Below are 23,291 nucleotides of genomic sequence, written 5' to 3'. Positions count from 1 at the left end.
ATGACCGGATGTGTGGCGTGCCACACCCGCATCGCCGATCTAGCCGCGCATTGTGTAAGAACCGGTTAACCAGATCGGTCAGCGGCTCCCGAGCAGCGCGTTCAGCACGTCGCGGTCGGCCTTGCCGGTGACGGCGTCGGCCAGGCCAAAGCCCTGCGACAGTTCCCAATGGGTCCAGCCCCAGCACTGCTGCCGGGCGTAGGTCGTGACGCCGGCGAGCCAGCGTAACCGGCTGTCGCGCGGCGCGCCGGCCTTTAGCACCCCGAACTCATTGATGACAATGGGGCGGGAATACTGCCGCTGCCAGGCAGCCGCGGGCTCGAGCCATTGGTCGATGCTGCGGCCCTGGATGGCGCGGTCGACCATCGCAAGCGCCTTGGGCTTGTCCAGCGCGGTCAGCTGCTCCCGCAACTTCTCAACCTTCGGATCGTCGGCACGGATTGGATAGGGTAGTCCGACGACGTCGTGGAGCGGCTCGTTCCGATCCCAATGGGCCTGATGGGTGAATACCATCGGGTCGTAGAAGTGGATGGCGTAGACGACGTTCGGATCGTCGAGCGGCGTGAAGCCCGGCAGCGAGTCCGCGCGCTGCCAGTTGACTGGACCCGTGATCAGCGTGGTCTGCGGCAGCAATTGGCGAATGAAGCCGGCCAGTTCCCGGACCTCGCGCTGCCACTGCGCGGCATCGACGTCAGGCTCGTTCAGCAGTTCCGCAAAGACCCGATCGGAAGGATAGCGCCGCATGACCTGCGCGAGCCCGGTCCAGGCGCTCTTCATCTCGGCCATCGCGCCGGGCGGGTCGTCCTTGTGCAGCGGGTTGAAGTGCTGGCCCGAATGCAGGTCGATCGACACGGCAAACCCGAGTCCGAGCAGGGTCTTTAGCGCGGCATCGACGGTTTGCAGCCGGCTGTCGATCTCCGCCTTGGTGGCGAAGCGCGGCATGACGAAGTCGGCGGGCACCGGCAGCCGGATGTGGGTCAGGCCGGCCTTGCGCAGTTCAAGCAGCAGGCTGCGCGGCGGTGCCGACCGTGGATCGACGATCCAGCCATCGGCATTGACGCCGCGCGACAAGGCCTTGATCCGGTCCGGGGCAACGCCCTCGATCAGGGCAGGGCAGGCCCGCGCGGCGACGGACAGCAGAATGAAAGCGGTGGCGATGATGGCGGGGATCGATAGCCGGGCCATTGGAGGGTCAACTCGCGATCGCTGTCGTAGCAGCACGCCAGAACGCAGCACGCTGGCGCGTCGCTCACGCATACTGCTTGTCGCGTTGCGGACTTGCGACGGTGGACCGGAGTTCGTTGACAACGACACCGGCGAGCTTGCGCTCGGCGCCGCCGAGCGCGGTGATGATGTCTTCCATCGACGCGTTGATGTCGCGATCCACCGGCAGCGCCGCGATTATCGCGTCGGCCATGTCGAACAGCTGCCGTTCATCCGCACCCCACGGCATCGGCGGCCCATCCAGGATCACGAGGTCATGGCCGCCGGCGGAGCGCGCCTGCGCGATCGCCTTCTGGATCGCCTCGCTGGCCTTGGCGGGATGGCCCTGGATCGCCGGCAGGATGGCAATGCCGTTTGCGGTATTGATGGCGCGGGACGCCTTGCTGCCGATGGTGAGCCAGTCGAGCCGGCTCGGCCGGCTCTGGACGGGATGCGCAACTCTGTCGGTCAGGGCGTGGACGGCAGCGTCGGCGTCGATCAGCAGGACGCGGGCGCCGTCGCGCGCGGCGACGAGCGCGATGTTGAGCGCGACAACGCTGCGGTCGGGATCGTCGGCGGTGCCGATCACGGCCAGCACAGGGACAGTCTCCGGGCCGGCGCCGGTCGCCAGCGCCGCATGGATCTGCCGCATCGTGTTGGAGAACGGCCCCAGTGCGGAACTGGTCCGCAGCGTCGGCCAGCCGAAGCGCGTGACGTCGGCGGGATTGTCGCCGGTCAGGATGCCGCCGAGCGTGCGCATGACGTCGGATTCCTGCAGCTCGGCGATCAGCGGCTTCTCGATCACGGGCTGGTCGATGAGCGCGGCAGCCGGCTGCACCGCGGGCGGTGTTTGCACGGGCGGCTTGGCCTTGGCGATGACGGGCTGCCGCTCCGGTGCGGCATCCTGTTTCGGCTGGACCCTGGGACGGATCGGATCGGCCCCGGGCGCCAGCTGGCCGGCCGCAACGATCCAGGCTGCTGCGGCAAGCCCGCCGAACATGAAGCCGATCATCCCGAGCAAGGTCATCGGCGGCGGGAACGTGCGCTGCTGCGGGATCGTCGCATCGCCGATCACGCGCGCGCTCGAGGTGTTGAGGCTCTCCTGCTCCTCGGTCTCGCGCGAGCGCTTCAGGAAGGACTGATAGACGTCGCGGCTGGCATCGACCTCGCGCTCAAGCTCGCGCAGCCGCACCGATGCCTGGCTCATCTGCACGCTCTGGTGCTTCTGAACGTCGAGCGCCTTGTTGAGCGAGGCTTCATAGTCGCGCGCCCGGGTCAGATCGTTCTTGGCGGATACCGCAAAGCGGTCGATCTCCTCCTTGATGGTCCGGCGCAGGTCCTCGACCTGCTGCTCGACCTGGCGCAGCGCCGGATGGCGCGGCCCGAGCTCGCCCTGCAGCTCGGCCTGGCGCTTCTTGGCATCGGCATATTGCGAGCGCAGATTGGCGATGGTCGGCGACTGCAGCGCTTCGGCGGTCGCGCCCGCGTCCATCGCACCGCGGCGGCTGGCTTCGATCTGGTCATACTTGGCCTGCGCATCGAGCGTGAGCGCGCGCGCCGCGGCCAGTCGCTGGTTGCCGACCGAGAGCTGCTGGTCGGTGAGCAGGTTGTCCTGCGAGCCGACGAAGTTGTTCTGCGCCTTGTAGGTCGCGAGCGTCTCTTCGGCGTTGCGCAGGCGCTGCTGCAGCTCCTTCAGCCGGCCGGACAGGTCGCGGGTGGCGCGCCGCGCGGCCTCGGCCTGCGACTGCTTGGACTCGGTGAGATAGGCCTTGGCGATGGCGTTGGCGAGCATCGCCGCCTTGACCGGATCGTGCGACCACACGTCGATGTCGACGATGAAGGTGCGATCGGTCTTCTTGACGTTGATATGCCGGTTCAGCGTGTCGAGCGTGGTCATCTCGATCTGCTGTTGCTGCTCCGCCGTCGTGCGCGGCTCGATGCCGAACAGGCCGAGCAGCGCGGCGAGCAGGCCGCGGCTCGCGGCGCCGCCGCCGAACTCGGGATCCTTCACCAAATCGGTGTCGCGGATCACCTGCAGCAGCACATTGTTTGACGTGATCAGGCGCGACTGGCTCTCGACCACCATCGCGAGGCCGGAGACATCCTGGGCGCGCGGGGTCAGCTCGCGCTCGACCAGCTGCAGCTCGCGCGGATCGACATAGAGCTGGGCGCCGGCGGTATATTTCGGTGTCAGGCTCTTGCCGATCGCGACCGCGATGCAGGCGCAGAGCAGCGCGGCTGAGACGATCGCGACCTTGCGCGCCCACAACAGGCGGACCAGCTCGAGCAGGTTGAAGCCGGCCGGGATTGCGGCCCGGCGCGGCTCCGGCTTGGCCCGGTTGATCGGCTGGTCATAGCTAAGCATCGACCCCAGCTTCCGTCTGAATGGCCGCACGCATCGGCTGAGGAGCACTCTTTCGGGCCACGCAACGCGCACGAGACGACGCGACAAACACGCAACACGAAAAATTAACCATACTCATTCGCCGACTATTCACCAGAAAGGCAAACAAAGGGTTTAAGCGCGGGCGCATCGGAACGCCTCCGCCATGGTCAGCACCGGGACATGGCGCCGCGCCGCCGCCTCCAGCGCGTAGGTCATCAGATCAGGCGTGCAGCCATAGAGGCTCGGTGCCTCGGCAACGTCGTGGCTGTAGAAAATTAACCAGCCGTTCACGTTTGCCGTCTCGGCGAAGGCCATGTCGATCCGGTCGCGGGACATCTGGCGGTCGATCAGCGGCATGGCGCGGAGGAATTGCAGGTCGACCTCGCCGCTGTTCACGCCGGGCACGATGCTGCGGCAGGTGCGGAATTCGGACCTCAACTGGTGCTTCCGCGCGTAGGAGCCGTAGCCGAACGGGTAGGCGAAGCTCTCGACCGGCATGGTCGGGTCGAGCGAATGGAAATAGGTCCGGTTGCGCGCGATCTCCGCGGCCAGCGAGGTCTCGTCGAGATCGCAGGCGCGGCGGTGCGAGAACGTGTGGCAGCCGACCTCATGGCCACGGCGATGCAGCGAGACGACGTCGTCGGCGCTGCCGCTGATCCAGTCCGGTGCGTCCAATCCAACCAGTCCGCCCGATACGTAGAACGTGCCGCGGGCGCCGTAGGACTCCAGGATGTCGGCGCCGAACGTCGCCGCGCTCTTTGGCAGATCGTCAAAGGTGAAGGTCACCATCGGCGTGGCATTGTTCAGGCGGAATCGCTCGACCTGCACATGCATCGCCAGCCGGTGGCTGACCTTGACCCTGGCTTCCGACCACAATGCGTTCATGAGCCAAGCTTCCGCAAGATCACGTGGTAGTCGCCGTGCCGGACGTCGATCTTGCCCGGCAGCAACGCGTTCATCGTCTTCGCTGCCGCGTCGATCAGCGCGGCGAGCAGCGGCTTGCGCCGGCGCATCTCGGGATAGCGCGGGCTTTCGTATTTCTTGCGGTAGATCACCTGCAGCCCGCGGCCGGCCGCAAACGCCTCGAGGCTGCCGAGGGTCACCAGCGGATGGAAATGGGTTGGGAACGGCGCCTCGCCCGGCAGTCCGGCGTGCTTCTCGCCGCGCACATGGCGGTAGAACCAGACGTGAAACCAGTGCGGGGAGTATTTCGTGACGATGCCCGACAGCGACTTCGGGTTCGGTGCACCGATCAGCAGCAGCCCGTTCGGCTTCAGCGCCTCGCAGAACCCGCTCAGCACGGCCTCCACATCGGGGACGTGCTCGATGACGTTGTAGCAGATGATCAGGTCGAAACGCTGCTGCGGCGGGAAGCGATGGGTCTGGATGTCGCCCAGGATGGCTTCCTGCGCATAGCTGTTGTTGCGGATCTGATCGGCGTCGATGTCGACGACGGTCACATGCGAACGGCGCAGCACGCCGAGCGGCAGATAGCTGGTCGAGCCGCCGCCGGCTTCGTAAATCGCGAGCGGACCGGCCGGCAGCCGGGCCTCGAGGATGCTGTGAACCGTGAGCAGGCTCTGCTTGGCTTCGCCGGGCGGCAAGGCTAGCAGTGATTCCGGATGGATTTCAGCGGGGACGGGCATCGGCAGTTCGGTGAGCGGGGCGGGACGCGTAGCAAGCGCGAGGGATCTGTTCATCGGCTCATCCAACGTTGCTGTTTGCGGATCTGGTGTGGAACATGACGAGGCCCCGCTTCAGCCGGCCGCGCAGCCGCGCGATGTCGAACAACCAGCAGAGCGCGGCGTAGACGGCGAGCTCCGCTCCGATCAGCACGATGCTGGCAGCGAGATCGGCGAGGGCGAGGACGCGGTCGAGCGCGCCGACGCCGAGCGCCATCGCGAGCGCGGCGACCATGATCAGCGCGAGCCGACCGAGCGAGATCGGAATCCGGAAAGCGAAGCGGCTCAGGATCAGGGCGCAGACAAAGCCCGTGATGTCGGCGCCGAGCCGCGCCCACGCCGCGCCGATCGTGCCATAGAGGCTGACCAGCACGTAGGACAGGATCACATTCGCGGCAATGATCGAGGCGGTGTTGATCAGGTAGAAGGAGTTGCGTCCCGACAGCAGGAAGCTCGCATGCAGATATTGCTGCGTCAGTACCTGGAACAGCACGGCGATCGCGATGACCGGCATGATCTCGCTGGCAACCGCGCGGAAGTCGGCGCCGAGGACGATGTTGGCGATATGCGGGGCGATCAGCGCGAAGCCGAAACAGGCCGGCAGCGTGACACCGGCAAGCAGCTCGAGGCAATCGGCGAGATGGGTCCTGACCGCGGCGTCGCCTTGCCGGGCATGGATCTGCACGGCCATCGGAAAAAACGCGGCGGCCATGCTCATCGCCGGCATCATCAGGGTCTGGCGCACCAGGTCGAGCGCCGCAACATATTTGCCGGCATCTGCGGCGCCGACCAGGTTGGCGATCATGAAACGGTCGGTCACGCTCGAGATCGCGAGCAGCGTCAGCGACAAGGTCAGCGGCAGGCCGGTGCGGGCGAGCGACCGCAGGTCGGCCCGGTCGAAATTGACGATGGTGCCGCGCCATGCGCCGCGCGATTGCACGAGCACGGCGACGAGATAGGCCGTGGCGGCCGCGAGCAGCAGCAGCACGCCGGTCGGGCTGACCAGCGCAACCACGACGCCAAGGCCGAGCAGGGCGGCCGCGCGGACCAGCGTTGCCTTCATGACCGAGAGCGCCTTCAGCCGTGCCCGCAGCAGATCCTGCGTCAGCTCGAACAGGCCGATTGCGATTGCGAGAACCACGGCCGCGAGCGCGGCGGCGCCATCGAGGCCGACGAGGCGGGCCAGCAGATAGGCGATCGGGGCGGTGAGGCAGCAGATCAGGTAACCCGACACGACCAGGCCGCGGACGTCGGTGCCGTCGTTGCGGGCGTGGCCGCTCAGGATCAGGTTGCGAAACCACCCGACCAGGAAGACCGATATGACCGAGGCGAAGCCGACACCGAGCAGATAGATGCCATAGTCATGCGGCGCGAACAGCCGCGTGAAAATGAACACGCTGAGCAATCCAAGCAGCGCCGAGAGCACGTTGGCGGTCAGGTTGATGCTGGCCTGTCCGATCAGCATGATGCGGCGAGCTCCGAAAGCCTTGTGGCCGCCGACGATGCCAGGATGGCGTCGCTCTCGGCCACGACCTCGCGAATCGTCGCGACCGGCGTTCCCGAGAACGATGCGATCGAGAACGCGACGTCGTCCCGATTGGCGCGCAGCAGCAGCCGGGTGAGCTCGTCCTTGCTCAGGGTCGGATCGTCCCAGTAGCTGACGCAGGGCGTCTTCGGCACGTCGGAGTGACGCAATGCGGCGGACCCGTCGTTCTCGACGAAGAAGCCGTACAGCAGATATTCGGAGAACTCGCGGGTTCGGCACAGCGCCTCGATCCAGCTCATCCCGGAGACGGCCTCGATGCGCTCAGTGAGCGCGCGCGTGGTCTGCTTGTCCCAGAAGATGATGTGTCCGATGAAATCCGGTGCCGGGAACGGCGGCGTCGGCAGGCCGATCAGCTGATGGCTGGTCTCGAGCCAGCGCGAATGGCGCGGCTGGTCGGCGGTGACGGCATCGGCCATTTTCAGCAGCGGGATCGAGTTCGGATACTGGAAGCGCGAAAGGTCGAAATCGCGGAAGAACACGATGTCGGAATCCAGGATGCAGAACCGCTCATAGGGCAGCGCGATCGTCGCCGCGATCTTCAGGATCTGCTGGACGTGCCAGCCGTTCACCGGCTTGGCGCGCAGCGACCACCAGAACTGGCGGCGCTTGCGCTGGATCATGCGCGGCAGCGGCCGAAGCCAGTCGGGCAGGAAGGAGGAGGCCGGAATGACGATGCGGCGCTCGCTGGCCAGCGGCGCGAACAGCGGCAGGTCGCAATCCGGGACCAGCAGATAGTGCCTGGAGAACGACGTGACGTGACGATCCACGCTCTCGCAGAGCAGCGTGCAGATTTCCAGATCGCGCCCGTAGGTCGGGGTCAGCAACGCGACAGGGTTCATCTCGTAACTCTCTCCGGCGACACCGTTTCACGGCGGCACATCGTGGTCGCCGGACTTTGTCCTGAACCCCAGTTCAGCAAGATCGGTGCCGGAGAGATTTGATGACCCTATCGGCGGCGTTGATGGTTAAGCAATGGTAAATGATCGCCCGCTGCGGTCGGTAGCGGATCGTCAATCATCGTTCGGTTGCGCGATTTTGACGCTGGACCGGGATGTTGCCCGGATATTGCAGTGCTGCCGTCTCGAATGCCGACGAGGTCGGCGCAGGTGAGTGCACATGCAGATTCGGTGGTATTTCCGGCGGGTAAGCGGCACGGCCGAATGGCGGGCTGCACCATCAGTCCATTTCGAGACATCCGCCCTGTCGGCGCTGTGTGCTTTTGGCACGCGCGCTTCAAGCGAGCCGGCTGGAGCGCGCGATGCCGACTGATCGCGGAATCACGCGGCGCGGTGCCCTAGTAGTCGCGGCGCTTGCCCTGAGCGGACTGTCGACTGCGCGGGCCGCGCCGTCAGCCCGATCGCAGCTCGGTGCGAATTCGGCGCGGTTCGCCGGCGCCTTCGTCAATTGGGGCGAGACTGGCCGCGAGCATGTGTTGCAGGCCTGGGAGACATGGCTCAATCGGCCGCGCTCGTCGGTGCTCGGCGTCGACTTCTACGGCCAGAGCAGCTGGGACGACTTTCACAAGCTCGATTGGGTGCCGGGGCTCTGGAAGAAGCTCAATCCGGCGCGCAATCTGGCCTGGTCGGTGCCGCTCAGCATGCCGGGCACGCCGCTCGCCGATGTCGCGGGCGGCCTGCACGATGCCGAGTTCGAGGCGGCCGCGCGCGCCATCGACGCGGCACATCCCAAGGCGATCATCCGCCTCGGCTGGGAGATGAACATCTCCAACTCGGGCTGGTTCGCGAAAGGCCATGAGGACGATTACATCCAGGCGTTCCGCCGCGTGGTTGGAATCTTCCGCCGACATTCCCGGAGTTTCAAGTTCGACTGGTGTCCGGGCTGGGGAGCGCAGGACATGCCGGCCGACGCCGCCTATCCCGGCGATGACGTCGTCGATTTCATCGGTCTCGACGTCTACGATTTCAAATCCGAAGGCAGCGCGGCGGAGCGCTGGACCAATTCCTGTCTGAAGGCGCCGTTCGGTCTCGAATGGCAGCGGACGTTCGCAGCGAAGCACGGCAAGCTGATGAGCTATCCGGAGTGGGGCGTCGGCCAGTCCGGCGACAACGCGTTCTTCGTGCAGCAGATGCACGACTGGTTCGCCGCCAATCAGGCTGCGATCGCCTACGCGGCCTATTTCGATGTCGACGGACTATGGCCGACGCAGATCGACAACGGCCGGTTTCCGGAATCCGCCAGCCTGTTCCGCAAGCTGTTCGCGGGCTGAGCCCAAAACGATCGAGCAAAGCCCGGTCTGTCCGTGGACCGACCGGGCTTTGCTGTTTCTCTCTTGCTACGTCAGGCGGCCTTGGTGTTGGTCAACAGCGTCAGGCCCATCTTCAGCTTGTCCTGCAGCGTGCGCTGAGCGAGGCAGGTGAACAGGCAGAGCTTGTCGCAGGCGACGGTCTCCTTGCGGCGGGCCCGGGCTTCCTCGCTGTACCAGATCTCACGTGCGGTCTGGGTGCGCACGTTGCCGATCGGCTTGAAGAACCAGCACGTTTCCAGGCGGCCGTCGGAGCGGATGAAGTAATTGCGCATGCCGACCCGGCAGGGCATCACTTCCTTCGGCGCCTTTTCGCGGCGGAAATGGTTCGGCCAGGCCCGCAGCACGGCCTCGCCGTTGAGGATCGGCGCGCCCTCGCGCTTCATGCGCAACAGCTCGTCGCGGACCTTGATGAGATCGTCCAGCTCGCTCTCGCCGATCCACAGTTCGTCCTCGACCTCCTGCGTGCCCTGCTCGACCGGCTGGAAGCTCAGCGCGGTAGCGCCGATCTCTTGGATCCAGTCGACCATTTCGGGCAGGCGGCGGAAGTTCAGCCGGTGCACGACCGGCTTGATGATGATCGGGAAATCCAGGCCTTCGGCACGGCGCTGCTCGGCGACGTTGCGGATGCCCTGCATGATGTCGCTCAGCGAGTTCTCGACGCCGCGCGAGTAGTTGTGAATCTTGGGATCGGTGGAATCGATCGAGATGTTGATGTTGAACGGGTGCGCCTCGACGGTTTGCGCCACGATCTTCTTGTTGAGGTAGGCGCCGCCATTGGTGGTGACGCCCCAGTGGATGTCGCTGTCGCGGCAGAACCGCAGCAGGTCGAGGAAGCCCTTCTTGATATAGGGCTCGCCGCCGGCGAACTCGATGTGATAGGCGCCGATGAATTCCTTCAGGCTCGCGAGCGCGCGCTGCCATTCGTCGATCGACATCTCGTCGCGATAGTTCGGGCGGCGCCAGTAGTCGCAGTAGCGGCACTTGTAATTGCAGCGTTCGACCACCTCGGCGAAGATCGCGGCCGGGCGGGTGACGTCCCGTCCGGTACGCAAATAGAGCTCTTCCGAGAGGGCGTTGCGGACATGCTTGGTGCCGAGCGAGACGAGGTCGAGCGCTTTCAAGGTGAACCTCAGGCAGTGTTTTGCGTTGTTGCGACCGGATCGATCGAGGATTTATGGGGCGATCAGCAAATTGAATGCCAACTGAAGCGCAAGGCGCGCTGCACGCGCGCGTGACGGCTCTTAACCCTAAGGATCAGCTAACGGCGTGGCGCCGATCGTGAGGCTGCGCGCCCGACGCGATCGGCAATCCCCGCAAATCGCTTCGTTCGACTTCAAATTAACCTTGCGACGAAGTTGCGGTAACGCGGGTTTCGTCTGGAGCGGATTTTGCCATGAGGTCCCCGTAACGTTCGCGCCGCGTCCGTATTGCCGCCGGTGTCGGTCACTTTGGGACGGCCATGTCCCATTCCGATCCGTGCCGGGACGATGCGTCGTGCGAATCGCGATTGCCAGGAGGGCATGGAGATGTCGACCGAGCTTGCCGTAGCCGACCGCGCCTGGGTCACCACCTCGCCCGCGCTGGATTGCTCCATCGAGACCGTTATCTGTATTCCGAGCTTCCGGCGCCCCCAGCACCTGCGGCTGACGCTGCAGTCCGTGGCGGCGCAGCGCACCGAGCGCAGCTTTGCGATCGTCGTGGTCGAAAATGATGCGGCGCGCTGCGAGAGCGCGCCGGTCGCGGCCGAGTTTCTCAATTCCGGCAAGCTTCGCGGCGTCTGCATCGTCGAGCCGCGGCAGGGCAATTGCCAGGCGATCAACGCGGCATTCGAGACCGCGCTCGAGACCTTCCCGAACGCGCAGAACTTCCTGATGATCGACGACGACGAGGTCGCTTCGCCGGATTGGCTGGAGCGGATGGTGCAGGCGGCCGAGACCTCCGGCGCCGAGATCGTCGGCGGGCCGGTGTGGCCGAATTTCGACGATGAGCACAAGCGCAGCCTCAAGCGGCATCCGGCGTTCGCGCCGGCCTATCACGCCAGCGGTCCGGTTCCGGTGATCTATGGTTGCGGCAATTGCCTGATCCGGCGCGCGGTGTTCGACAGGCTCGGACAGCCCGCCTTCGACCTGCGTTTCAACTTCCTCGGCGGCGGCGACCACGATTTCTTCGCGCGGGCGCGCCGCGCCGGCTTTCGCTTCTTCTGGGTCACGGACGCGGTCATCAGCGAGACCGTTCCCTCGACCCGTACCAATCTCGGCTGGATCGTGCGGCGCGGATTGCGGATCGGCGCGATCAACTATCACATCGAGCGCAAGGCGGCGCAGACGATGTGGTCACGCGCGGTCGTCAAGGCCAAGATGTTCGGCCTTGTGCCGTTCTCGCTGTATCGCTTCACGCGCATCGTGCTGCGCGAGCAGCAGGCCGTGATTGCGATGCACCCGATGGTGGTCGCGGTCGGCAGTGCGCTTGCGGTGCTCGGCATCGAGCCGCAGCCCTACGCAGCTTCCAAGATCGCGTCGTGAGTGAGTTGTCCGTCACCGCGGAGAGCCGGGCGCTGATCGCCGACATTGCGCGCCGGCCGGTGATGGACATCGTCCGCGCCGCATTCTTTGTCGGTATCCTCCTGCTGGTCTGGATATCGCTGCGGCCGTTCGCGGACCTGAGCGGCTTCTATGTCGGCGACGTGGTCACCGGCAAGGACGCGGTGCTTTACGCGCTGTTCGGCGTGCTGATGGTCGCGATGCTGGCGTTGACCCTGCGCGACAATCTGCCGGCGCTGAAATCGCTGCTGACGCCGGCCTTCCTGCTGTTCGCCGGCTGGATCTGCGTCACCGTCGTGCTGTCGTCTGATCCTGCCACCTCGCTGCGCCGCCTGGCGCTGTCGGTGTTCGTGATCGTGGTGACCGCGACGCTGCTGCTGCTGCCGAAATCGCAGGGCGAATTGATGCGCTGGTTCGGCATCGCCGCGCTGGTGCTGCTGGTGACGTGTTACCTCGGCGTCTTCCTCGCACCGCATCTGTCGATCCATCAGGCCACCGATCCGCAGGAGCCGGCGCTTGCCGGCAACTGGCGCGGCGCGTTCGGCCACAAGAACGTGGCGGCAGCGATGATGGCGATGCTGATCTTGCTCGGCATCTATCTGATGCGGGCCGGCGGCTGGCTGTCGGGCATCGCCGTGACCACCCTCGCCGCGGTGTTCCTGTTCTTCACCGCCGGCAAGAGCGCGATCGTGCTCTGTGCCGCCGTGTTGATGCTGACCGCGCTGATGCCGGTGATCGGCTCGTTGTGGGGCCGCGCGTTGCTGCTGCTGACGCCGCTGCTGCTGCTCAATCTGTTCAGCGTCGGCACCGTGATGAGCGATACGCTCGCCGCGATCGCGGACCGGATGCCGATCGACACCTCCTTCACCGGCCGCGCCGACATCTGGGCCTTCGCCCTCGAATCGCTGCATCAGCGGCTATGGACCGGCTACGGCTTCGAGTCGTTCTGGGGCACCAGCGCGGTCCAGAACCTGCAGGAAGGCAAGGAGTGGGCGGGCTATGCCTCGCACAGCCACAATGGCTATCTCGATACCGCGCTCGGGACCGGTCTGCCCGGTCTCGTGCTGTTGATCGCGGCTGTCGTCGTCAAGCCGCTCCGCGACTTTCAGGCCGCGGATCGCGGCGGCAACGATGCGCCGCTGACGATGCTGTTCCTGCGGATCTGGCTGTTCGGGCTCTATCTCTCGTCGATGGAGAGCTTCTTCCTCGATCGCGCCGACACGATCTGGGTGACGTTCCTGATCGCGGTGTTCGGGCTGCATTATCTGGCCCGGTTCCGGATGCGGGACGAGGTCTAGAGCTGCGCGCGGACTGCGTTGGCAACGTCCGTCCACCAGCCGTCGAAATCGAACGGGGGCACGGGCACAGTCGGCCGCTTCAGCGCCGTGACGATCCGGTCGGCATAGGCCGCACTGTCGGCGTCGCGCGGCACCAGCAGGATGGCGCCGCGATCGATCAATTCCTTGAAGCGCGGATGGTGGTCGAATTCGTCCGGCAGCGCCGGGCCGGTGACGATCAGCGGCCGGCCCGACTGCACGCAGGCCAGGATACTGGAGCGCCGCGCGGTCAGGCCCTCGGCCAGCGAGTAGCAGAACACATCGATCTCGCCGAGCAGGCCGAACACTTCGTGATCGGAGGCGACGTAGCCGGAAACGATCACATCGCCCTTCAGCCCCAGCTTGGCGACGCGGGCATAGAACTTCCGCTCGATGTTGTCGGTGCCGCGGATGAAGGAGCCGACATAGACGATCAAGGGCTGCAGGCCCCGCTGCTTCAGGATCGCGCCGATCTCGAGCAGCCCGTTCGGCTGCTTGCCGGGGTAGATCGAGCCGAAATGGCCGACGATGAGTTGGCCGTTGCTGCGTGCCGCGACGAGCCGCTGCAGCAGCATCGAATCCGAAAAGCCGGCCGGCGCGGCGATGTTCGGCGGCAGCGGCGCCAGCACGCATTTCCGCACCATGCCGCGCATGATGCGGTCATCGGCGAGCTCGCGGCGCACCAGCGGCGAGAACATCACGATGGTGTTCGCCAGCCACAAAGCGGGGATATAGGTCAGCCTGCGGATGCCGTTGAGGCCGGCCCATTCGTGCTGGATCAGGACGACCTTGCGGCGCCGCAGCCGGGCAAACAGCAGCGCGAGCAAGGGCCGCGCGATCACGCGCTTCCAGGCCACGATCGGGAAGTTGCAGACCACGCTGTCCGCGCTGCCGACCGCGCGCCAGATCTCGCCGATCCGGCCGTCGGTCTGGGTCAGGGGTAACGCCTTGCTTGCACCGGGCTCGATCTTGTCGATCGTCTCCTGCAGCAGGCGGGTGAACTGCCCGACGCCGCAGTGCATCTGCGGCCCGGCGCCGAGAAACAGCGCGCGATATCGGGGTGGTTCAGTCATTCAGTCCTGTCGGCTTGGGCGGCCGGCTCCGGAAACGTCGCGGTTAGCCATATCGGCGAGACCTTAGCGATGCGTAACCCTGCGCGCATACGCGACGGCACCGTTCTTGCCAATCCCTGCTCAAGAGCTGCCAGCTCGTCCCGGAACGGGACATCGGATGAAGCGAAACGGCGCAGCAGCCAGGAGCGCGACCATGACGACGGGCAAGATCTTCACGAATTGGAATGACAACCATTCCAGGCTCTGGAGCCATCAGCCGATCCGGCTCGAGCACACGATGCACCGGCAGCCGGCGTTCTCGATGGACGATCTCGCCAAGCTGATCGAGCACTATCCGCGCGAGCATTACAGCCTGGTCAAGACCGGCGCCAAGGGATCGAGCCGGGTGTGGCGCGAGGGCGAGATCGGCAGGCTGCGCGGTCATCAGGTGATCGAGGCGATTTCGCGCGGCGGCCTGTGGCTGAACCTGCGCAACGTCACCGCGATCGATCGCCGCTACCGCGACATGATCGAGCAGATGTTCGGCGAGATCGCAGCCAAGGTTCCCGGTTTCGATGCGCCGACCCATCAGGCCGGCATCCTGATTTCGTCGCCCGATGCGCAGGTCTATTACCACGCCGATCTGCCGGGGCAGGGCCTGGTCCAGATCGCCGGCCGCAAGCGGGTCTACATCTATCCCAGCACGCAGCCGTTCATCCGGCCCGAGCACCTCGAGAACATCGCGCTGTTCGACGTCGAGGTCGATATCCCCTACGAGCCCTGGTACGACTGGCATGCGCAGGTGATCGATCTCGAACCCGGCCAGATGCTGAACTGGCCGCTCAATGCGCCGCACCGCGTCGAGAACCTCGACACCGTCAACATCTCGATGACGATCTCCTATGTGAACGACGATATCCGCCGCGCCCAGATCCTGCATCTCGCCAACGGCATGCTGCGGCATCGCTTCGGCTACACGCCGCGTAGTCGCAGCATCCGCGGCCCGACCTTCTTCGCCAAGCAGGTGATGCAGAAGCTGCTGCGCGACGGCAAGTGGGTGAAGCGTGAACGCGCCGTGCGGCGTGCGATCGACTTCCGCCTCGACGAGAGCGATCTCGGCAAGATCGTCGACCTGCCCAAGGACTCGCCCAAGGCGGCGTTGGAAGCAGCGTAAGCGGGCTTGCCGGTAGCAGGTGCTGGAATGACGGTCTTGACGACTGCGGTTGAGAAATTCGGGGCGCGGGTCGCTGCCTATGCGGTCGGCTATCGCGTCGAATTGGTTTCCGATTGGGCGCAGGCGGCCGCCCGCTGGGGCGCGTTCGAGCCGCTTACGGCGTTCCAGCATCCGCAGTGGTATGCATCATGGTACCGCGCTTTCGCGTCGACCGACGGCGTCGAGCCGCTGATCGCCCTTGTCAGCGATGCCGCGACCGGCGAGCGGGCGGCGCTGCTGCCGCTGATCCGTCATCGGCAGGGCAGCCTGCGCATCGTCGAATTCGCCGACCTCAACCTCACCGATTTCAACGCGCCGGTACTCGGGCCGGCCGCGCCGCGCGACGACGTCGCCGCATGGCAGTTCTGGCGCGATTTGCAGGCCGCGCTGCGCAAGGCGCACGGCGGGGCTGATCTCATCCGGTTTCGCAAGATGCCGGTCAAGCTCGCGACGCGATTCAATCCGCTGGCGCTGCTCGATGGCATCGGACCATCGGTCGTCAACGGCAATCTCTTGACCATCGGCGACGACCACAACGCCTGGCGCTACGAGCTGAGCCGGAAGGTCCGCAAGGAATTGGGACGGAGCTGGCGCGTGTTCGCGCGCGAGCCGTCCGCGACGTTCAGGGTCGCCACGGATACCGACGAGGCGCTGGACCTGCTGTCCGTCACGGAAGTGCAGCAGGGCGTGCGGCTGAACAGTCTGGGGCTCAATTACGCGCTCGACAATGCGGATTGCGCCGCCTTCTATCGCCACCTCGTGCGCGAAGGCACCAGTCGGGGCTATGCTGTCATGACCGCGCTTGCGACCCACGACGAAGTCGTGGCGACACTGCTCGGCATCCGCACCGGCTCACGCTACGTCATGATCCGCATCAGCAATGCGGGCGGGAAATGGTCGGCGTGTTCGCCGGGCCGGCTGATCGTCGATCGCACCATCGCAGCGCTGCACAAGGATGGTGTGCGGGAGTTCGATTTCTCGATCGGCAACTACAGCTACAAGCGGCGGTTCGGACCGCAGCGCACGCCATTGGTCGACCTCAGTGCACCCTTGAGCTGGCGCGGGCAGCCCCACGCGCTGCGTGACCGTGCCGTGCTGGCGCTGCGTCATTATCCGGAGCTGACCGCGCGGCTGAAGCGGGCGCTCGGCAAGGCGCCGCCCTCGCGCGAAGATGACTGAGCCGTTTGTACGGCGCGCCGGCGTTAGACCCCTCTGACCACGCCCGGCTGGCCCGGTGTGCACTCCAGCGCAGCACGGTCCCAGTTCGCATTGATGGCCGCTGCCTCATAGCTTGATTGCAGGAACTCGAGCAGCGCCTTGTCCGGGTCCGCAGCCATTCGCACGGCGTCGTAGGGCAGGATGAATTCGCCGAGGGCTTCGCTGAAGAATGCAGCATCAGGTCGCACCGGCGTGCTGCGATAACCGGCGGGTTCCGGATAAGCATAGGAATAGAAAGCGGGATAATCGATCGCGCCGCCGCCCGGCCAGAAGCCGGCGCTGCTGACCTCGTGCGAATAGGCTTCGTGCGCCACCTCGTCCGGCAAATGGGGCACGCCGCCGGGGTGCCGCGGTGCCGTCCTGCCCGAGAAGCGCGTCACCGCGAGATCGAAGCTGCCCCAGAAAAAGTGCACCGGGCTCGCCTTGCCGAGAAAGCCGGTCCGGAATTGCTTGAACACGCGGTCGCAGCTCACGAGGATCTGGTGAAAGCGGCGCACGGCGTCCGCATCGTAGGCTGCATGTTGGGTGTCCTGCGAAAACCGGATCGGGTCGGGGATTTCGTTCGGCGTCTCATCGATGACGACGTCGACGCCGAGCTCGCTCAGGTTCGCCATGATCGCCGCGTAGAAGCTCGCGACCGATTGCCCGGCCAGCGCGAACTGCCGCTCGGTGCCGTCGCTGGTCGCGATCCGGAGCAAATGATCGATGAAATCGAAGTCGATCTGGAATGTGCGGTCACCGTCGGGGATCGGCGAGGTCGTCAGTCCGCGCGCTGTGACATAGAGCGTGACGTGCCAGGAGTGATTGAGCCAGGGCGACTTCGCCAGCCGGATCTTGCCGGCGATTTGGGTGAAGAGCTGAAGCGTGGCAGAGCTGTCGCGCCACGCCGCGGTCGGCAGTTCCGGCCAGCGGGTCTTCGGTGCGTTGGTCATGGCAAACCTCAGGGCTGCGCCGACAAGAAGCCTTGCGGCATATCACGAAAATAGTCCCGATGATCTCGGAAACCGTTGCAGTGGATAGGGCGGCAATCGTCACCGAGTGCCGCCCCATCGCGCATGTATCCAGCCGGATGTGGAACCCGGCCGTGCAGTTTAGCCGTGCAGCTTTCTGGCTGCCTCCGCGATCGCTCGGCCCTGATAGCGAGCGCCGGCGAGTTCGTTCTCGCTGGGCTGCCGGCTGCCGTCGCCGCCGGTGATCGTGGTGGCGCCGTAGGGCGCGCCGCCGGTGACCTCGTCGAGCTTCATCTGTCCGGCAAAGCCATAGTTCAGGCCGATCACGGTCATGCCGAAATGCAAGAGGTTGGTGATGATCGAGAACAGCGTGGTCTCCTGGCCGCCATGCTGGGTCGCGCTCGAGGTGAAGGCGCCGCCGACCTTGCCGTTCAGCGCGCCCCGGGCCCAGAGCCCGCCGGCCTGGTCGAGGAAGTTCGCCATCTGCGAGGCCATGCGGCCGAACCGGGTGCCGGTGCCGACGATGATCGCGTCATAATTGGCGAGGTCGTTGATCTCTGCGATCGGCGCAGGCTGGTCGAGCTTGTAGTACGAGGCTTTGGCGACTTCGGCCGGCACCAACTCGGGCACGCGCTTGATGTCGACGGTGGCGCCGGCTTCGCGCGCGCCTTCCGCGATGGCATTGGCCATCGCTTCGATGTGACCGTAGGCGGAGTAATACAGGACGAGAACCTTGGCCATGACGGCCTCCTTTAGGGGTTGAGGTAGGGGAAGATGATTGGGGGAGGGGCATGCGCGGACGTTTGTCCGCGCATGAAGAGTGAGTGGTGATCAGGCCGCGTCGACCAGCACGAGCTCGGCATCCTCGAGCGCGGTGATCTTCAGCTTGGCTTCATCGCGGATCGCGGCGCCGTCGCGCGCATTGACGCGCACGCCGTTGACCTCGATGCTGCCGGCCGCCGGCACCAGATAGAGGTGACGGGCCTTGTCGGCGGCGTATTCCGCGCTTTCGCCGGCCTTCAGCGTGGTGGCGAGCACCCGCGCATCGGCGCGGATCGGCAGCGCGTCGTTGTCGCCGGCGATGCCGGAGGCGATGGTGACGAGCTTGCCGGAGCGGTCCGCCTTCGGGAACGGCTTCGAGCCCCAGGTCGGGTGACCGCCCTTCGTCGTCGGCTCGATCCAGATCTGGAAGATCTTGGTCTTGGACGGCTCCAGATTGTACTCGGAGTGACGGATGCCGCTGCCGGCGCTCATCACCTGCACGTCGCCGGCTTCGGTGCGTCCCTTGTTGCCGAGCGAGTCCTGGTGCGTGATCGCGCCTTCGCGAACATAGGTGATGATCTCCATGTTGGCATGCGGATGCGCCGGGAAGCCCGAATTGGGCGCGATCTCGTCGTCGTTCCACACGCGCAGCGCGCCGTGGCTGACATTGGCGGGATCGTAGTAGCTCGCGAACGAGAAGTGGTGCTTGGCCTTTAGCCAGCCGTGGTCGGCGCCGCCAAGCTCTGCGAATGGTCTGAGTTCGATCATGCGTTACTCCGTTTGATAGGTTGGTTTCGATCTCGTTGACCCCTTGGATATGCCTCTGGCTGTGGTATAGAAATAGAAACTATTGAAACTCATTGTTTCCAAATTTAGCGATCAGGACAGCTATCCATGTCGAAACTGCCGGACTTCGAGGCGCTCGCGATCTTCGCAAAAGTCGTGGAGTTACGGTCGTTTGCGGCGGCTGCGGCCGAGCTCTCGCTGTCCAAGGCGACGGTCTCGAAGGCGGTCAGCCGGCTGGAGGAGCGGCTCGGCGCGCGGCTGTTCAACCGCACCTCGCGGCGGCTGGCGCTGACCGATGCCGGCCAGAAATTGTCGGAGCGCGCCGCGCGGCTGCTGGCCGACGGCGAGGCCGCCGAGAGCGAGGCGTTGGCGCAATCGACCACGCCGCGCGGCTTGGTGCGGTTCGCGGTGCCGATGAGCTTCGGCATCAAGACCGTGGCGCCGCTGCTGCCGGAATTCATGGAAGCCTATCCGGAGGTCGCGATCGATCTGCACCTGAGCGATGCCACGGTCGATCTGATCGGCGAGGGCTTTGATGCCGGTTTGCGCATCGCGCGGCTGCCGGATTCCTCGCTGATCGCGCGGCGGCTGTGCGGCATGCCGCGCTACACGGTGGCGGCCCCGTCCTATTTGAAGCGCTACGGCCGGCCGACCCATCCGATGCATCTCGCCGAACACAAATGCTTCGGCTACGCCTATCTCTCGACCCAGGGCGTCTGGCACTACACCAATGCATCCGGCGAGCAGGCGAGCGTGCGTCCCGCCGGCCAGTTGCGGGTCAACAATGGCGAGGCCGTGATGCCCGCGCTGCTCGCCGGCCTCGGCATCGCCGATCTGCCCGACTTCATCGTCGGCGATGCGATCGCGCGCGGCGAGGTCGAGGTGATCCTGAAAGGCTGGAAGCAGCCGGAGGGCGCCGTGCATCTCGTCACGCCGCCCGGTGGCCCGCGTCCCGCCCGCGTCGAGGTGCTGGCGGATTTCCTCGCCAGCCATTTCGCCAAGGGGCGTGCGCCGCGAAAGTAGAGGGCCGCGTCCAGCGGAAATCGGAGACGTTCGCACGCAGGCTCGACGCCGCGTGACCCGTCACATTCGTGTCATCCCTTTTAAATTGTATAAGTTGTGTGAACTAACCCATGATCGTGGGCTGCCGCGATCGTCTATTCCTGCGTCCTGAACCTGTTGCCGCAAAGCGCATTTTCGGAGGAACCAGATGATTGATCTGACCAAGCACGATTTCACGTCATTGTCGGTGAAGGATCTGCTCGATGCCCGCGAGGCCTATCACGTGCATCTGGCCCATCTGCAATCGGTCTACGCCACGGCGATCGGCCGCTATCTGATCCGGGACAACGACCGCAACGCGACCGAACGGCGGCACCATTCCAAGCCGCAGGCGCTCGGACCGCGCACGCTGTTCAATTCGTCGGTCAAGGACTGGTCGTGGCCCTGCATCCTCGTCTTCGTGCGGGACTGGATGAAGCGCTCCGAGCTGAAGAACCATCCGGAGAAGCAGGACCAGCTGGTGCCGCCGTTCCTGTATCTGCCGGACGGGCGCGTCGTGCCCACCTGCGTCGTCAAGGTCGACCCGAACGAGGAAAGCCCCGGCGTCGTCGATCCGCCGGTGTTCAAGAGCGATCTGGTCGGCGGCGGCTTTCCGGTCCAGACCATGATCCAGGGCAAGATCCATCGCGGTTCGATCGGCTGTCTCGTCACCAATGGCGAGACCGTATTCGCGCTCTCCAACCGCCACGTGGTCGGCGCGGCCGGGCGCGAGATCTTCGCCGGCTTCAAGAACACCGACCGCCGTCTCGGCGTCAGCGATGCGCTGCAGCTCGGCAAGCGCGCCTTCAGCGACGTCTATCCCGGCTGGCCCGGCGCGCGCGTGGTGGCCAATCTCGATGCCGGATTGATCCGCGTCGACGACGTCAAGGGCTGGACCGCGCAGGTCTACGGCGTCGGCCAGGTCGGCGACGTCGTCGATCTCAATGTCGGCACCTTCCGCCTCGAGATCATCGACCAGCCGCTGATCGCCTTCGGTGCGACCAGCGGATTGATGAAGGGCAAGATCATTGGCCTGTTCTATCGCTACAAGACCGTCGGCGGCATGGAATATGTCAGCGATTTCGTGATCGGTCCGCGCGACGGCGACACGCCGCTCAACAACTATCCCGGCGATTCCGGCACGGTCTGGTTTCTCGACGATCCGGACGCGAAGAAGAACGCCGGCGGCGCGCGCATCCTCAGTCCCCTGGCGCTGGAATGGGGCGGCCAGGAATTGTTCGGATCGGGCGGCAAGATTCCGATGCAGGTCGCGCTCGGCATCTGCATGGCGACGCTGTGCCGCGAGCTTGATGTCGAGCTGATCGGCGACTGGAACGCCGGCCACACCGAGTATTGGGGCGAATGGGGACACGTCAAGATCGGCGCCTATGCGACCGGCCTGATCGATGCGAAGCTGCCCAAGCTCTCGGCCATGATGGACGCCAATTCCGACAATATCGGCCTCGACGACAAGCTGCTTGCCGATCTCAAGCCTTATCAGCGCGGCGCATTCGCGCCGCTGGCCGACGTCGCCGACCTGGTCTGGCGCTTCACCCGGCACACCGACGAGAGCAATCATTTCGCCGACATGGACAGACCGGGCAAGGACGGCAAGACGCTGCTGGATCTTTGCGCCGAGTCCACGCGGAACGTCGATCCGAAGGTCTGGAACGACTATTACGAAGGGATCGGCGAGGACCGCCGCGGCGCGTTGCCGTTCCGCGTCTGGCAGATCTTCGACGAGATGGTCGACTATGCCGCCGCCAACAAGAAGCTGGAATTCGTCTGCGCCGCGGGAATCGTCGCCCATTACATCGGCGATGCCTGCCAGCCGCTGCACATCTCGCAATTCCACCATGGGCTCGATCCGAACGACAAGAAGCACGCCAAGGTGCACAGCGTGTACGAGACCACGATGATCGGCCGCCACGGCAAGGATCTCATCAAGATGATCCCGGACGCGCGGACCAGCGACGTCGCGGAGATCGCTGCGGGCGGCACGCCGACCGGTCGCGATGCTGCGGTCGCCGTGGTCGCGCTGATGCAGCGCACCGTGAAGCGGCTGCCGCCGATGACGATCGTCAATCTGTTCAACTCACATATGGGAAGCGGGCAGGTCGATGTGCTGTGGTCGAAGCTGAAGGATGCCACGGCGGCTTGCATGCAGGACGGCGCCAAGACACTCGCGCGCGTCTGGGAAGCGGCCTGGCGCGCCGGTGCGGGTGAGGACCGCGGGCAGGGCGGCAAGTTCGATCAGGCCAGCTTGAGCAAGCTCTACAACGATCCGAGCTTCCTGCCGGCATATCAGCTCCAGCAGCTCACGCTCGATGCCGACGATCACATCGTTCCGATCGGGGGAGGCGGCGCGCGTCGCCGGAGTGCGTCGACGGCACGGCGCGCGCGCCCGCAAGCCGCGAAGAAGACAGCCAAGAAAGCGGCCAAGAGTTCGGCGAAGAGTTCGGCCAGGAAGGCGGTCAAGAAGGCGGTGGCGCGCAAGCGTCCGGGAGCGGCCGCCCCGGTCCGCCGCGCCGCTGCCAACAAGAAGACCGCGACCAAGCGCGGCGCGGCGAAGAAGCGGCCAGTCGCAAAGACGCGCAAGGCGACGCGCAAGCGCTAGATGGATTTACGTCGAACGGGTAACGAACGCCGCTCCGACCTCTCCCCGCGCGCGGGAGAGGTCGGAACGCGTCGTGAGGTGCGTCTCGGGTGAGAGCGAGTCTCCGGCCCTGGTCGCCCATCAGAACGCGCCGGAGTTCTCAAAATTTGTTGCAGCCGATAGCGCCCGCTTGATCGCCGCTGTGAAGAAGATCGGCGAGGTCGAATAGGGAACTCAGGTTCATTCGCCTTCACATTTAGTTGTCTGCGCGAACGATCCTTGGCCGCATTCATTTGCCACCTTTGAAGCAAGTCGCCGCGCGGAACTCATGCGTGCGGATGAAATCGAACTCTTATTGAATAAAGGCACTGGGCATGCAGACGCAGCGGATTGTCCTGAGCTTAGCGATCGCGATCGGCCTTGGCGCGGCCGCGCCTGCGTTGTCGCAGGAGTATCGCGGAACCTGGGAACAGCAGATGGCGTGCACGCCGGACGTGATGCGGCTGTGCAGCGATCAAATTCCCGACACCAACCGGATCGTCGCTTGCCTGCGGCAGAACACGGCGCTGCTTGGCAGTTCCTGCCGTGCGGTGTTCGAGTCGAATGCGCAACAACAGGCACAAACGCAGGGACGGGCACCGCAGCCGCAGACGATGCAGCGGCCGCATGCGCCGCAGCAGATGCAGCCGGCCCCGGTTGCGCCGCCGCGGCCCGATGACGATGAGGATTAGTCT

General features: G+C 65.4%; 19 protein-coding genes. 8 read left to right on the top strand and 11 right to left on the bottom strand.

Annotated elements, in window-relative coordinates; all coding sequences use genetic code 11:
- Positions 1-78 precede the first annotated feature (78 nt).
- From CO675_RS09700 to CO675_RS09675, 6 genes are all read right to left on the bottom strand, one after another.
- Positions 79-1,185 (bottom strand): glycoside hydrolase family 5 protein, encoded by a 1,107-nt coding sequence (locus CO675_RS09700; protein WP_097671684.1) that lies wholly within the window; start codon positions 1,183-1,185, stop codon positions 79-81.
- A gap of 64 nt (positions 1,186-1,249) precedes the next feature.
- Positions 1,250-3,568 carry an exopolysaccharide transport family protein gene (locus CO675_RS09695; RefSeq protein ID WP_097671683.1) on the bottom strand — a complete coding sequence of 773 codons (2,319 nt, stop codon included), beginning with the start codon at positions 3,566-3,568 and terminating at the stop codon, positions 1,250-1,252.
- Between the two features lie 153 nt (positions 3,569-3,721).
- Positions 3,722-4,474 (bottom strand): polysaccharide deacetylase family protein, encoded by a 753-nt coding sequence (locus CO675_RS09690; protein WP_097671682.1) that lies wholly within the window; start codon positions 4,472-4,474, stop codon positions 3,722-3,724.
- Complete coding sequence (locus CO675_RS09685) at positions 4,471-5,289, bottom strand: class I SAM-dependent methyltransferase (RefSeq protein ID WP_245452691.1); 819 nt, start codon at positions 5,287-5,289, stop codon at positions 4,471-4,473. Before CO675_RS09685 ends, CO675_RS09690 begins: the two co-directional genes overlap by 4 nt.
- Positions 5,290-5,293: 4 nt before the next feature.
- Positions 5,294-6,736, bottom strand: coding sequence for a lipopolysaccharide biosynthesis protein (locus CO675_RS09680; RefSeq protein ID WP_097671681.1), 1,443 nt, complete (start codon positions 6,734-6,736; stop codon positions 5,294-5,296).
- Positions 6,730-7,656: a DUF6492 family protein gene (locus CO675_RS09675; RefSeq protein WP_097671680.1), complete on the bottom strand. Its 927-nt coding sequence runs from the start codon at positions 7,654-7,656 to the stop codon at positions 6,730-6,732. Before CO675_RS09675 ends, CO675_RS09680 begins: the two co-directional genes overlap by 7 nt.
- A gap of 419 nt (positions 7,657-8,075) precedes the next feature.
- On the opposite strand from CO675_RS09675, the gene CO675_RS09670 reads away from it, so the two are divergent.
- Positions 8,076-9,044, top strand: a complete 969-nt coding sequence (locus tag CO675_RS09670; RefSeq protein WP_143278933.1) for a glycoside hydrolase family 26 protein — start codon at positions 8,076-8,078, stop codon at positions 9,042-9,044.
- A 71-nt stretch (positions 9,045-9,115) separates the two neighbouring features.
- Here the strand turns inward: CO675_RS09670 and CO675_RS09665 are convergent, their stop codons facing one another.
- On the bottom strand, positions 9,116-10,204 hold the full coding sequence (locus CO675_RS09665) for a radical SAM protein (protein WP_097671678.1): 1,089 nt from the start codon (positions 10,202-10,204) through the stop codon (positions 9,116-9,118).
- Positions 10,205-10,609: 405 nt separating this feature from the next.
- Here CO675_RS09665 and CO675_RS09660 point away from each other — a divergent pair, with 405 nt between their 5' ends.
- Positions 10,610-11,605 (top strand): glycosyltransferase family 2 protein, encoded by a 996-nt coding sequence (locus tag CO675_RS09660; protein ID WP_245452690.1) that lies wholly within the window; start codon positions 10,610-10,612, stop codon positions 11,603-11,605.
- Positions 11,602-12,921, top strand: a complete 1,320-nt coding sequence (locus tag CO675_RS09655; protein ID WP_143278931.1) for an O-antigen ligase family protein — start codon at positions 11,602-11,604, stop codon at positions 12,919-12,921. Before CO675_RS09660 ends, CO675_RS09655 begins: the two co-directional genes overlap by 4 nt.
- On the opposite strand, the gene CO675_RS09650 is transcribed toward CO675_RS09655, so the two are convergent.
- Positions 12,918-14,012 (bottom strand): glycosyltransferase family protein, encoded by a 1,095-nt coding sequence (locus CO675_RS09650; protein ID WP_143278930.1) that lies wholly within the window; start codon positions 14,010-14,012, stop codon positions 12,918-12,920. The genes CO675_RS09655 and CO675_RS09650 overlap by 4 nt on opposite strands.
- A 193-nt stretch (positions 14,013-14,205) precedes the next feature.
- On the opposite strand from CO675_RS09650, the gene CO675_RS09645 reads away from it, so the two are divergent.
- Together CO675_RS09645 and CO675_RS09640 are read left to right on the top strand one after the other, a co-directional pair.
- Positions 14,206-15,165, top strand: a complete 960-nt coding sequence (locus CO675_RS09645) for a cupin-like domain-containing protein (protein ID WP_097671674.1) — start codon at positions 14,206-14,208, stop codon at positions 15,163-15,165.
- A 36-nt stretch (positions 15,166-15,201) separates the two neighbouring features.
- Positions 15,202-16,383 (top strand): GNAT family N-acetyltransferase, encoded by a 1,182-nt coding sequence (locus CO675_RS09640; RefSeq protein ID WP_245452689.1) that lies wholly within the window; start codon positions 15,202-15,204, stop codon positions 16,381-16,383.
- Positions 16,384-16,406: 23 nt separating this feature from the next.
- Here CO675_RS09640 and CO675_RS09635 read toward each other — a convergent pair whose 3' ends face one another.
- From CO675_RS09635 to CO675_RS09625, 3 genes are all read right to left on the bottom strand, one after another.
- On the bottom strand, positions 16,407-17,354 hold the full coding sequence (locus CO675_RS09635) for a DUF5996 family protein (protein WP_097671672.1): 948 nt from the start codon (positions 17,352-17,354) through the stop codon (positions 16,407-16,409).
- 159 nt (positions 17,355-17,513) lie between these two features.
- Complete coding sequence (gene wrbA / locus CO675_RS09630) at positions 17,514-18,113, bottom strand: NAD(P)H:quinone oxidoreductase (protein WP_097671671.1); 600 nt, start codon at positions 18,111-18,113, stop codon at positions 17,514-17,516.
- Between the two features lie 90 nt (positions 18,114-18,203).
- Positions 18,204-18,902 carry a pirin family protein gene (locus CO675_RS09625; protein ID WP_097671670.1) on the bottom strand — a complete coding sequence of 233 codons (699 nt, stop codon included), beginning with the start codon at positions 18,900-18,902 and terminating at the stop codon, positions 18,204-18,206.
- A gap of 126 nt (positions 18,903-19,028) precedes the next feature.
- On the opposite strand from CO675_RS09625, the gene CO675_RS09620 reads away from it, so the two are divergent.
- From CO675_RS09620 to CO675_RS09605, 3 genes are all read left to right on the top strand, one after another.
- A complete protein-coding gene (locus tag CO675_RS09620; protein ID WP_097671669.1) occupies positions 19,029-19,943 on the top strand; it encodes a LysR family transcriptional regulator in 915 nt (304 codons plus the stop codon).
- Positions 19,944-20,130: 187 nt separating this feature from the next.
- Positions 20,131-22,578: a Nal1-like putative serine protease gene (locus tag CO675_RS40910; protein WP_198964553.1), complete on the top strand. Its 2,448-nt coding sequence runs from the start codon at positions 20,131-20,133 to the stop codon at positions 22,576-22,578.
- 353 nt (positions 22,579-22,931) lie between these two features.
- Entirely contained in the window at positions 22,932-23,288 is a 357-nt protein-coding gene (locus tag CO675_RS09605) for a hypothetical protein (protein WP_097671668.1), read from the top strand.
- Positions 23,289-23,291 lie beyond the last annotated feature (3 nt).

This window comes from Bradyrhizobium sp. C9 (genome assembly GCF_002532045.1).
Classification (GTDB): Bacteria; Pseudomonadota; Alphaproteobacteria; order Rhizobiales; family Xanthobacteraceae; genus Bradyrhizobium.
Note: the sequence above shows the minus strand (reverse complement) of the source record. Positions and strands in the feature narration are given on the sequence as shown.

Bases quoted from the DNA above. Each gene is read 5' to 3' on its own strand.
- CO675_RS09605 (WP_097671668.1), top strand. From the start codon at position 22,932: ATGCAGACGCAGCGGATTGTCCTGAGCTTAGCGATCGCGATCGGCCTT.
- CO675_RS09650 (WP_143278930.1), bottom strand. From the start codon at position 14,012: ATGACTGAACCACCCCGATATCGCGCGCTGTTTCTCGGCGCCGGGCCG.
- CO675_RS09700 (WP_097671684.1), bottom strand. From the start codon at position 1,185: ATGGCCCGGCTATCGATCCCCGCCATCATCGCCACCGCTTTCATTCTG.
- CO675_RS09645 (WP_097671674.1), top strand. From the start codon at position 14,206: ATGACGACGGGCAAGATCTTCACGAATTGGAATGACAACCATTCCAGG.
- CO675_RS09685 (WP_245452691.1), bottom strand. From the start codon at position 5,289: ATGAACAGATCCCTCGCGCTTGCTACGCGTCCCGCCCCGCTCACCGAA.
- CO675_RS09690 (WP_097671682.1), bottom strand. From the start codon at position 4,474: ATGAACGCATTGTGGTCGGAAGCCAGGGTCAAGGTCAGCCACCGGCTG.
- wrbA (WP_097671671.1), bottom strand. From the start codon at position 18,113: ATGGCCAAGGTTCTCGTCCTGTATTACTCCGCCTACGGTCACATCGAA.
- CO675_RS09660 (WP_245452690.1), top strand. From the start codon at position 10,610: ATGTCGACCGAGCTTGCCGTAGCCGACCGCGCCTGGGTCACCACCTCG.
- CO675_RS09670 (WP_143278933.1), top strand. From the start codon at position 8,076: ATGCCGACTGATCGCGGAATCACGCGGCGCGGTGCCCTAGTAGTCGCG.
- CO675_RS09620 (WP_097671669.1), top strand. From the start codon at position 19,029: ATGTCGAAACTGCCGGACTTCGAGGCGCTCGCGATCTTCGCAAAAGTC.
- CO675_RS09695 (WP_097671683.1), bottom strand. From the start codon at position 3,568: ATGCTTAGCTATGACCAGCCGATCAACCGGGCCAAGCCGGAGCCGCGC.
- CO675_RS40910 (WP_198964553.1), top strand. From the start codon at position 20,131: ATGATTGATCTGACCAAGCACGATTTCACGTCATTGTCGGTGAAGGAT.
- CO675_RS09625 (WP_097671670.1), bottom strand. From the start codon at position 18,902: ATGATCGAACTCAGACCATTCGCAGAGCTTGGCGGCGCCGACCACGGC.
- CO675_RS09635 (WP_097671672.1), bottom strand. From the start codon at position 17,354: ATGACCAACGCACCGAAGACCCGCTGGCCGGAACTGCCGACCGCGGCG.
- CO675_RS09680 (WP_097671681.1), bottom strand. From the start codon at position 6,736: ATGCTGATCGGACAGGCCAGCATCAACCTGACCGCCAACGTGCTCTCG.
- CO675_RS09675 (WP_097671680.1), bottom strand. From the start codon at position 7,656: ATGAACCCTGTCGCGTTGCTGACCCCGACCTACGGGCGCGATCTGGAA.